Source organism: Actinomycetota bacterium (assembly GCA_035759705.1).
In the GTDB taxonomy this organism is placed as follows: Bacteria; Actinomycetota; CADDZG01; order JAHWKV01; family JAHWKV01; genus JAJCYE01.
The window spans coordinates 1-9,239 of record DASTUJ010000112.1 but is presented as its reverse complement, the minus strand read 5'-3'; the positions used below and the strand labels follow the sequence as shown (position 1 = coordinate 9,239).

At 66.2% G+C, this 9,239-nt stretch carries 11 protein-coding genes; 6 read left to right on the top strand and 5 right to left on the bottom strand.

Annotated features, from left to right (window positions below):
• A partial coding sequence (locus tag VFV09_07850; protein HEU4867625.1) for an FG-GAP-like repeat-containing protein occupies positions 1-2,359 on the bottom strand: 2,359 nt, incomplete at its 3' end.
• Between the two features lie 131 nt (positions 2,360-2,490).
• Here VFV09_07850 and VFV09_07845 point away from each other — a divergent pair.
• The gene (locus VFV09_07845; GenBank protein HEU4867624.1) at positions 2,491-3,063 is read left to right on the top strand and encodes a class I SAM-dependent methyltransferase; all 573 of its coding nucleotides are present in this window, start codon (positions 2,491-2,493) and stop codon (positions 3,061-3,063) included.
• Here VFV09_07845 and VFV09_07840 read toward each other — a convergent pair.
• Positions 3,060-3,854 carry a DUF4239 domain-containing protein gene (locus VFV09_07840; GenBank protein ID HEU4867623.1) on the bottom strand — a complete coding sequence of 265 codons (795 nt, stop codon included), beginning with the start codon at positions 3,852-3,854 and terminating at the stop codon, positions 3,060-3,062. The genes VFV09_07845 and VFV09_07840 overlap by 4 nt on opposite strands.
• Before the next feature lie 72 nt (positions 3,855-3,926).
• Here VFV09_07840 and VFV09_07835 point away from each other — a divergent pair, with 72 nt between their 5' ends.
• Together VFV09_07835 and VFV09_07830 are read left to right on the top strand one after the other, a co-directional pair.
• Positions 3,927-4,664, top strand: a complete 738-nt coding sequence (locus VFV09_07835) for a uracil-DNA glycosylase (GenBank protein ID HEU4867622.1) — start codon at positions 3,927-3,929, stop codon at positions 4,662-4,664.
• Positions 4,652-5,431 (top strand): transglutaminase-like domain-containing protein, encoded by a 780-nt coding sequence (locus tag VFV09_07830; GenBank protein HEU4867621.1) that lies wholly within the window; start codon positions 4,652-4,654, stop codon positions 5,429-5,431. Before VFV09_07835 ends, VFV09_07830 begins: the two co-directional genes overlap by 13 nt.
• 39 nt (positions 5,432-5,470) lie before the next feature.
• Here VFV09_07830 and VFV09_07825 read toward each other — a convergent pair whose 3' ends face one another.
• A complete protein-coding gene (locus VFV09_07825; GenBank protein HEU4867620.1) occupies positions 5,471-5,677 on the bottom strand; it encodes a hypothetical protein in 207 nt (68 codons plus the stop codon).
• Positions 5,678-5,823: 146 nt separating this feature from the next.
• Here VFV09_07825 and VFV09_07820 point away from each other — a divergent pair, with 146 nt between their 5' ends.
• Entirely contained in the window at positions 5,824-6,972 is a 1,149-nt protein-coding gene (locus VFV09_07820; protein HEU4867619.1) for an acetoin utilization protein AcuC, read from the top strand.
• A 9-nt stretch (positions 6,973-6,981) separates the two neighbouring features.
• Here VFV09_07820 and VFV09_07815 read toward each other — a convergent pair whose 3' ends face one another.
• Positions 6,982-7,293, bottom strand: a complete 312-nt coding sequence (locus VFV09_07815) for a hypothetical protein (protein ID HEU4867618.1) — start codon at positions 7,291-7,293, stop codon at positions 6,982-6,984.
• Between the two features lie 58 nt (positions 7,294-7,351).
• Positions 7,352-8,590 carry a S8 family serine peptidase gene (locus VFV09_07810; GenBank protein ID HEU4867617.1) on the bottom strand — a complete coding sequence of 413 codons (1,239 nt, stop codon included), beginning with the start codon at positions 8,588-8,590 and terminating at the stop codon, positions 7,352-7,354.
• Between the two features lie 65 nt (positions 8,591-8,655).
• Here VFV09_07810 and VFV09_07805 point away from each other — a divergent pair, with 65 nt between their 5' ends.
• A complete protein-coding gene (locus VFV09_07805; protein HEU4867616.1) occupies positions 8,656-9,045 on the top strand; it encodes a rhodanese-like domain-containing protein in 390 nt (129 codons plus the stop codon).
• A gap of 8 nt (positions 9,046-9,053) precedes the next feature.
• Positions 9,054-9,239, top strand: a 186-nt coding sequence (locus VFV09_07800) for a YdcF family protein (GenBank protein HEU4867615.1), incomplete at its 3' end; no start/stop codon positions are given.

Sequence of the window (9,239 nt, the reverse complement as noted above, 5' to 3'; positions counted from 1 at the left end):
CGCCGTAGAGGGAGTCGTTTCCGGCGCCGCCGTCCAGGCTGTCGCTCCCGCTCAGCCCGAAGAGCCGGTCGTCGCCGAGGCCGCCGATGAGGCTGTCGTCCCCGTTGCCGCCGATGATCGTGTCGTTGCCGGCTCCGCCCCGGATGATGTCGGATCCCGGGCCGGAGAAGATGATGTCGTTCCCACCCCGCCCGTTGAAGCTGACCCCTTCGTCACCGGAGATCGGCCCGCAGAGGACGTCGTCCCCGTCGCCGCCGCCGACCGCCCGGTCACTTTCGAACGGCCCAACCGTGCACACCGGCGTGGTTCCGGTGAAGGTGTCGGAGTTGTTCAGCGCGTCGTCGTCGGGGGTGGCCGACTCCACGAAGGCCGAGTTCTCCAGCGTCACGCCGGGCCCGAGGTCGATTGCAGCCACCGCCGAGTAGGTGATGACGGCGGGGTCTCCGCCGGCCGGCAAAGTGTCCCTGGTGCAGCCGAAGGAGACCGGGTTGATGACCTCGCAAGTGAAGTCACCTCCGGCCGGAGTTCCCACGAGCGTCGCCCCCTCGGGCAGCACGTCCGACACCTCGACATCCGAGGCCGTAGCGCCCTCATTCGAGATGGCCAGAGTGCAGCTGAAGGGCTCCCCGGGAACCATCACCTCGGGGCAGGTTTTCTCGATCGACAGGTCCGCAAACTCGACAACTTCGTAGCTATGGGTCAGCGCGGTCAGGTTCCCGGCGTTGTCGACGGCGGTAACCGTGAACGTGTGGCTCCCCGCCGTAGAGGTGTCGACGGGTGACCCACTTGCGACCGTCCCCTCGCAGGTTGCGATGCCCGAACCGCCGGCGTCGCTGCAGGAGTAGGAAGCTGCAACGACCTCGTTGAGGGTGTAGGTCGCCCCGTCAGGCGGAGTCGTCAGGGTCACGGTGGGGTTGGTGCCGTCCACCGTGTAGGTGTTGGTCTCGCTGGCCGTGTTGCCTTCGCCGTCGGTTGCGGTGACTGTGAAGACGTGATTGCCGGCAGTTGAGGTGTCGATGGGCGACCCGTTCGCAACCGGGCCGGTACAGGAAGCGATGTCCGAACCGCCGGTGTCCGCGCACGAATACGACGCGTTCACCACCTGGTTGAGCCGGTAGAACGCCCCCTCCGCCGGGGTGGTGAGGGTGACGGTCGGATCGATCAAATCGGTGCTGTTCATGAGGACCGTGAGGGTGGTCCCGCTGCCGGTGACCGCCAGGTCCAGCCTGCCGTCCGAATCCAGGTCGACAATGGCGACGTCGGTAGTGAAACTCTCGGCGACGGTGGCGAACCCCGTTGCCGGGCCGAAGGTCCGACCGCCCGTGCCGAAGACGACAGTGATCTGTCCGCTCAGTCCGGCCGCCGCGATGTCGGCCAAACCGTCGCTGTTCAGGTCGCCGACTGCAGTGTTCATGATGCTGTCGTCGCCGATGGGAATTGTCAGGGGCGATGAGAACGTGCCGTCCCCGGCGCCGAACCAAAGGGTCAGGGTGCCGTCGTCGGTCCGGTCCCCGTCGCCGAAATTGGAGACGATCAGGTCGAGGGCGCCGTCGCCGTCGAGGTCACCCACAGTCACGGACTCGGGATCCGGTCCCACGTTGTAGCCAACTTCGTCCGCCCAGCCGAGTTGCTCGCCCAGGCGAACCAACACCTGGTCCGGACCGGGGTCGGTGGACACCCAGTCGACAAAGCCGTCCCCGTTCAGATCGGTTACCACAATCGAGTTGGGACCCTCCCCCATCGAGACGAAGCCTCCCTGGGAGGTGGAGAAGGTGCCGTCGCCGTTGTTGTAGTGGGAGTACAAGCCGCCGATTCCAGTCGAGGCGACAAGAAGGTCGGGATCCCCGTCCCGATCAAGGTCTACCGTGTCGAGATCGGTCGGAAGGGTAGCGGTGATGTAGGTAACCGGGGCCTGGAACGTTCCATCTCCGTTGCCCAAAATGACGGAAAAGCGGCTGCTGAAGAGGAGGGCGACGACGATGTCCAGATTCCCGTCCCCGTTGAGGTCGTTCAGGTCCAGAGCTTGCGGAAGGGAGTTCGGCGACGGGCTGGGGCTGAATGTGGAGATGGGCGAGAAGAGTCCGCCGCCAGCGCCGATGAGGACGGAAATTGTCGACAACGTGAAGTTGGCGGTGGCCAGGTCCTCAATGCCGTCGCCGTTGAAGTCTCCGGTCTCGATCTCGACGGCATCCCGACCGATGGTGTAGTAGACGGGCGGCTCGAAGCTGGCAGTTCGGGCGGAGGCCGGAGGCAGCCCGGCGATCGCTCCCAATAATGCGAGCGTCAGCGCGAGGCCTGCAATCCGCCGGATACGGGCCGGCTGGTGTGAGAGGGCTGAAAAAGGCAGTCGATTGAGCACGGTATGACACCCTTCGGTAGAGATCCCTTGGCAAGGCGGCGGAACGATTCCGGCCGGTAGGTTGGCCCGGAAATATTACTGGCGCCTCTGAATGATGGGAACCCCGGGGCCGAAACCAATAACCTACGAGCATGGCCCCGAAATCCTCCTACGACGAGCTCCATCGCACGCGGGAGTGGGCCTACGGTGAGCAGCCAGACCGGCAGCTCGAGCAGGCCTTGTCAGGATCGGGCGCCGGCAGGGCTGTCGACCTGGGCGGCGGCCAGGGGCGCCACGCTCTTTTTCTAGCCGGTCTCGGCTTCGATGTCGACCTCGTGGACCTCTCCGCAGAAGCGCTTTGGCAAGCCTCCCGGGCTGCCGGGACCAGGGGGCTGAAGCTGCGCACCGTGCGAGCAAATGTAGCGTTCTACGAACCGCCCCCCGGGCTGGACCTCGTGGTGGCGGCACTGTTGTTCCATGTGCCGGCCCGGCACGCCAGCCTGGCCGCGGCGGAGCGCCTCGGCGCGGCGATGAACCCGGGAGCGCTTCTCTACCTGTCGTTGCCCGGGTTCGACGAGGCGACCCGGGCCCTGGCAGACGAGCTGTTTGCCGCCGCCGGATGCGCCGGTGGGCAGGTTCTCCGCCACGTCGTGACCCCGGAAGAGCGTCCCCGTCTGCCGGTGGCCCGCCGGAACGAGACCCGGGCTATCGGCTTCAGGGCTTAGAAATACTGTGCCAGGGCAAACTCCTGGAACGGTCGGGAGCTGACCGAGACGGTCCCCGAGAACGGGTAGTCCAGCTGGATGGTGAGCAGCAGAGCGAAGGAGCCGATCAGGGCGAACGTCGCAAAGACCGTCGCCCGCCGCCTCAGGCTCGGGATCGAAGCCGGGTAGAACAGCGCCAGGAACAGCACCAGGCCCCCGATTATGAACACCTTGAGCAGCTCCGGAACCGCCGAACCCTCTGCGATGCTCAGCCGGTGGCGGCGCGCGGAGGTGATCTCCCCGAGGTGAGACAGGGCGTCGGAGTAGAAAGCCTCCTCCACCGAGGTTTGGGGCCGGAACTCCTGGACCACCCTGTAGAGCTCGCCAAGGGCCGCAGAGGTCTCCCGGCTCACCTTTCCCTCCCGCATCGACGGGAACTCCTTCTCCACCACCGCGTGCAGGTAGTCCGATACCGCGCCGTCCAGCCTTGCCCGGTACTCACCCGGCAGGATCCCCGCGCCGTTGACCATCCGTGCGACCGCGGATGCCTCGGTTATCACCCTCTCATCCGCCTCACCTGTGGTGGTCTGGATGTTGGCGATCACCAGTGCCAGGAGGAAGAAGTAGAAGGCGCCGTAGGTCTCCCGCAGGCCGTACGAACCACCCCCGTCCTCTCTGCCGTGCAGCTGGGGAAACAGCCGGTCGAGCACGACTGCGACTGCGGCCGCGGCTCCGGTTAGTCCCCCGACCACCATCAGCAGCATCCAGCCCGCGGGGACGTTGTTCAAAAACGATCGGAACAGCTCGGTCATAAAACCCTCCGCCGCATGGCGAGCATTAAATCACTGCGGCCCCCGGCCCCCGGGGCTTAATCTGGCCGGAGAATGGATGCGATCGAGCCGTCCGGCGAGTCCCTGCAGCAGATTCAGGCCGAGGTGGCGAACTGTTTCAAATGCCCCCGCCTGGTTGCGTGGCGGGAGGAGAGCGCCGCCAACCCGCCGGCCCGGTTCCGGGGCCAGGAGTACTGGGCTCGCCCCGTGCCGGGGTTCGGCGACCCCGAGGCCCGGCTGCTGATCGTCGGGCTGGCGCCGGCGGCGCACGGCGGCAACCGGACCGGCCGGGTCTTCACCGGCGACCGCTCGGGAGACTGGCTGGTCCGGGCTCTGCACCGGGCAGGATTCGCCAACCAGCCGGTCTCGGTGGACCGGTCCGACGGCCTGGAGCTGAAGGACTGCTACATCGCCGCCGCAGTCCGGTGCGTGCCGCCCGACAACAAGCCGCTGCCCGAGGAGAGAAGAACCTGTCTTCCCTACCTGGTGAGGGAGATGAGGGCGTTGCCCCGTCTGCAGGCGATCGTGACGCTCGGTTCGATCGGCTGGGAGGCAACCCTCCCGGCGTTGAGAGAAAATGGCGTGGAGATCCCGCATCCGAAGCCCCGATTCGGGCACGGGGTCAAGGTTGAGATCGGTGGGCTGCACCTGATCGGCTCGTACCACCCGAGCCCCCAAAACACGAACACCGGCCGGCTCTCCGAGCAGGCCCTGGACCGGATATTTGTCGATGCCGCCGAGCTGGTCGACCGGCTGGAACCCTTGAGAGGTAAGGCCAGTTGGATGCAGTAGAGAGCTTTCGGAGCCTGGTCACCCGGCCCGACGATGAGATCGACCTCGGCCGGGCTGCGCTGGCCATTGCCGCCGCCGACCACCCCGACCTGGAGCCGGAGAAGTGGTTGGGCCGGATGGATGACTACGCCTACGGGGTGGACGACCTCGACTCCCTAAGGCGGCGATTGTTCAACGAGCTGGGATTCGATGGCGAGCGGGACACCTACTACGAGCCGGAAAGCTCGTTTCTGGATGTCGCCATCGACAGACGCCGGAGCATACCGATCACCCTTTCCGTTCTGACGATCGAGGTGGGGCGCAGGGCCGGGATCAAGCTCGACGGCATTGGGATGCCGGGCCATTTCCTGGTCCGGTCACCGCTGACCGGAGACTACATCGACCCCTTCTTCAACGGCGAGCTGCTGGACGAGGAGGGTGTCGAGGCCCGGTTCAGACAGGTGACGGGGGTGCCGGCCGCGGTGAAGTTCGTCCCGGGGATGCGCCCGGTATCGAGCAGGCAGGAGATCCTGGCGAGGATGCTGAACAACCTAAAGGCGATCTACAAGGCACGGAGCGACGGGCGGTCGTTGGAGTGGGTGTTGCGGATGCGGCTGGCGATGCCGATCATTCCCCGGGAGGAGGTCGCAGGCCTGGGCGAAGCGCTGGCCCTACAAGGCCGGGTCCGGGAGGGAGCGGCCGAGGTAATGGCCGTTGCCGAGGCGCATCCGGAGCTTGCCGAGCGGTTGAAGGCAGCGGCGAGGTCGCTGCGATCGTCGCTCAACTAGCGGGTTACGGACGCCCAAAGGCGTCGGTGGAACCGGCTTTTAGAGCTCGGGCTTGGTGACCATTGCGGCGCGGGCCGCCGGTACTGCAATTCCGGCCTGCGGGGTACGAGGGTCGAGTCCCTTGTCGTAGTTTTCCTCTATGGGAACCAGCTCGTCCTTTTCGGCCAGGAAACGTTCTGCCCAGACCGCAATCATCAACACAATCGTCATCATCAGTGGAAATGAACCAACCATCAGTAAACTCATGCGCCAATCTTTCCCGTAAATGTCCCGGCCTAACCGGGTTTTCGGCGGAAAATCCGATTTTGTGGCGGATCTGCCGCTGTCGGTGTTTGATAGCCGCTACCGGGGGTTAGAGATTTATTGAAGTATTTAGACGATCGGGAGGTCTTGTGGGCGATCGGGTGGAGCTGGTTCAGTACGGCGAGGGAGCGTGGTACGACCTCGGTCCCAGCCACCCTCTCAAGCCGGCTCGGGTCCTGCTCACCTACCGGCTGATCGCCGATTACGGGATTCTCGACAGCCCCGGGGTGGGCTCGGTGGACGCCCGGGACGCCACCGACACGGAGATCCGCCTCGTCCACAGTGCTCCGTATATCGAGGCCGTGAAGCTGGCCGGCCGCGGCAAGCGGGGCCCGTGGTGGGAGTTCGGCTTCGGGCCGGGCGACAACCCGGTGTTCCCCAACATGCACGAGGCGTCGGCCCGGGTTGCCGGGGCTTCGATCGTCGCCGCCGAGGCGCTCTATTCGGGCCGGGCGGACCACGTCTTCAACCCCTCCGGGGGCCTGCACCATGCGATGCCGGACCGGGCCAGCGGATTTTGCGTCTACGACGACCCGGCGGTTGCCATCGCGTGGCTGCAGAAGCAGGGGGTCGGCCGGGTCGCCTACGTCGACGTCGACGCCCACCACGGCGACGGTCCCCAGGCGATCTTCTACGACAACCCGGAGGTGCTGACGATTTCGCTCCACCAGTCGGGAGCCACACTGTTTCCGGGAACCGGTTTCGTGGACGAGATCGGCGGGAGGGGTGCTGAAGGTTATTCGGTCAACGTCCCTCTACCGCCCTACACCCCGGACGACCTGTGGCTGCGGGCCTTCGACCGGGTGGTGCCCCCGATCCTCGAGGCGTTCCGGCCGGAGGTGCTCGTCACCCAGCTGGGTTGCGACACCCACTGCACCGATCCCCTGACCAACCTGCTGCTGACCACCGGCGCGTTCTTCGAAACCGGACGGAGGCTTCACGAGCTGGCCCACAGCACTGCGGGAGGCAGGTGGCTGGCCACCGGGGGAGGCGGCTACCAGTGGGCCAAGGTAGTTCCCCGTGCGTGGACGATCTACTTTGCAGAGATGGCGGAGTTCGATCTGCCCGACGAGCTCCCCGCCGTTTTTCTGGAGGAGGCGGAACGCCAGGCGGGCGACCAGGTGCCCGGCCGGTTATCCGAGCCCGAGATCACCGGCTCACCCGTGACGGCCGCCGAGATCGACGACGTCGTCGACGAGGTCCAGAGGGTGATCTTTCCCTACCACGGCTTGGGGTAGGCCGGAGCGCTACTGGATGTTGGATGCGAGCGCGGTGCCCGTGTCGTCCCGCTTCTTGAACACCTCGGAGGAAAGCTGCTCCATGTGGTTGAAGGCGCTCATCAGGCGCTGAATGAGGAAGTTGTCCAGGCGCTCGTGGCCCTCGAGGTCGGCCAGGGTCGCCTCCACCAGGTCGGCGTAGTCCCTCAGCTTGTGGACCAGCTCCCGGGACTCGGACAGGTGGGTCCTAATGGCTTGATCGACTGCCACCGAGTCCTCGGGGTTCAACAACGTGGTCATCGAGACCCGGAATGTGGTGTTGGGGTTTGCGGTGCCGGCCATTTTGAATCTCCTTTTAATAGTCCGGCTAGTTTTGCACTCCGGGCCGTGCGCAAGCCAATTAGGGGTCTTCCGGCTCGCCGAATGTCCGGGCCAGCAGCATGAAGGTGAGCACCACAAACAAAAGGCTCGTGGCCAGCGCCCGCAGCGGCGTGAACTGCAGCAGGCCGTTGACCTGTTCGGTGGGCGCCTGCGCCTGGGCGCCGGTTTCCGGGTCGACCACCACCGGGCCGTTCCCTTCGCCCTGGAGGATGAGGGCCGAGGGGATCGGGGTGGTGGGCTCGGTGTTATTGTCGTCGTCGCCGACATTTTCCCTCGCGACCCCGAAGGCTGCCGCCACGTCCAGGACCCGGTACCGAGTGTCCTCGTCGTGGCACGCGACCCCCGGGCCCCGGGCGGTGCTGATCATCCGGTCGACCGTCTCGACGTTGTTGAGGCCCTCGGACATCAGCAGGGCCGCCGCTCCCGCAACGAAGGGCACCGCCATCGAAGTCCCGTCGGCGTATGCGTAGCCGGACTTGTCCTCGGGGGAATTCCAGTACGTGGACAGGATGCCTACTCCCGGCGCCAGGATGTCCAGGCCCGGGCCGTAGTTGGTGAAACCGGTGCACTTGTCCTCTTTGTCGCTGGCTCCCACGACGATGATCCCCTGGTGGCTCGGTGGGTCGAAAGCGGTGTGCGGGGCGGACTCGTTGCCTGCCGCGGTCACTACCACCGCGCCGGCGGCGGCGGCGTCTGCGATCGCCCGCTTGACCGCCTCGTCGCCGAAGATCGCGGAGCCCGGGTCACCGTCCACCACCGACTGGGGCTGGGACGGACCGACGAAGCTCAGGTTGAGGACCAGCTTGGCGTGCCGGCGGTCGGCTGCGTCGACCGCAAAGCGGATGGCGCGGGCGACGCTGCTCGAGGTGGCGCTCCCGGCGGCGTCGAAGACCCGTACGGGCAGCACCTTGGCATCGGGGGCCACCCCGGAGATACCCTCGCCGTTGTCCGACTTTGCGGCCGCGATCCCTGCAATCAAGCTGCCGTGGCCGTGCTTGTCGTCCGGCTGGCCTTCACCGACCACGCTCAACCCCGTAACGAGTTGGTCCTTGAGGTCGGGGTGTTCGAGGTCGACCCCGGTGTCGATCACCGCGATGACAACCCCTTCGCCCCGGGAGAATTGCCACGCGGCCTCAGCCCCGATGCGGCGCATCCCCCAGATCTGGTCGTAGAGGGGGTCGTCGGTGCGGGCGCTCACCGGGAAGGCGGCGACGAGCACCCAGGCGGCTGCCAGGGCGACGAGTTTTCTAACGCGCATATGCTCGACCATAAACCACTCGGCTATCGCCTCGCCGGTGGGGGAAAACTCAATTTGGAGGACCCATGGACCCAAGCCAGCGACAGTCGATTCTTCAGCAGGCCCGAAAGAGCGTTCCCGAGGTGAGTCCGCAGGACGCCGCGGCGGAGCTGGATGCCGGCACGGTGGGAATATTCCTTGACGTCCGGGAGGCCCACGAGCTGCGCAAGGGGTACGTCCCGGGCGCCGTCCGCATCGTCCTGGACGAGATCCCGGACGCCGGAGACCCGGACTCGAAGTTCGCCGACGAGACGCTCACCGCCCACAAGGACGACCGCATCGTGGTCTACTGCGCCACCGGCGTGCGGTCTTTGATCGGCGGCTACTACCTGCAGAAGCTCGGCTACTCGAACGTCGTCTCGATGGCCGGCGGGATCCAGGGCTGGCAGCAGGCGGGGAACCCGACCGAGCGGTAGCCGTCGCAGTGAAGGTTCTGCGGCGGATCGTCTACCTGGCTGCGCCGGCCGCATGCCTGTTAGCGGTTTACCTGGTCGCCGCCGGAATGACCCCCGGTGTTGAAGCCTCGGACGTGGCGATCGTCTTCGGGAGCAAGGTGGAGGAGTCCGGCGATCCCTCGGCCCGCCTGAAGGCCAGGCTGGATACCTCGGCG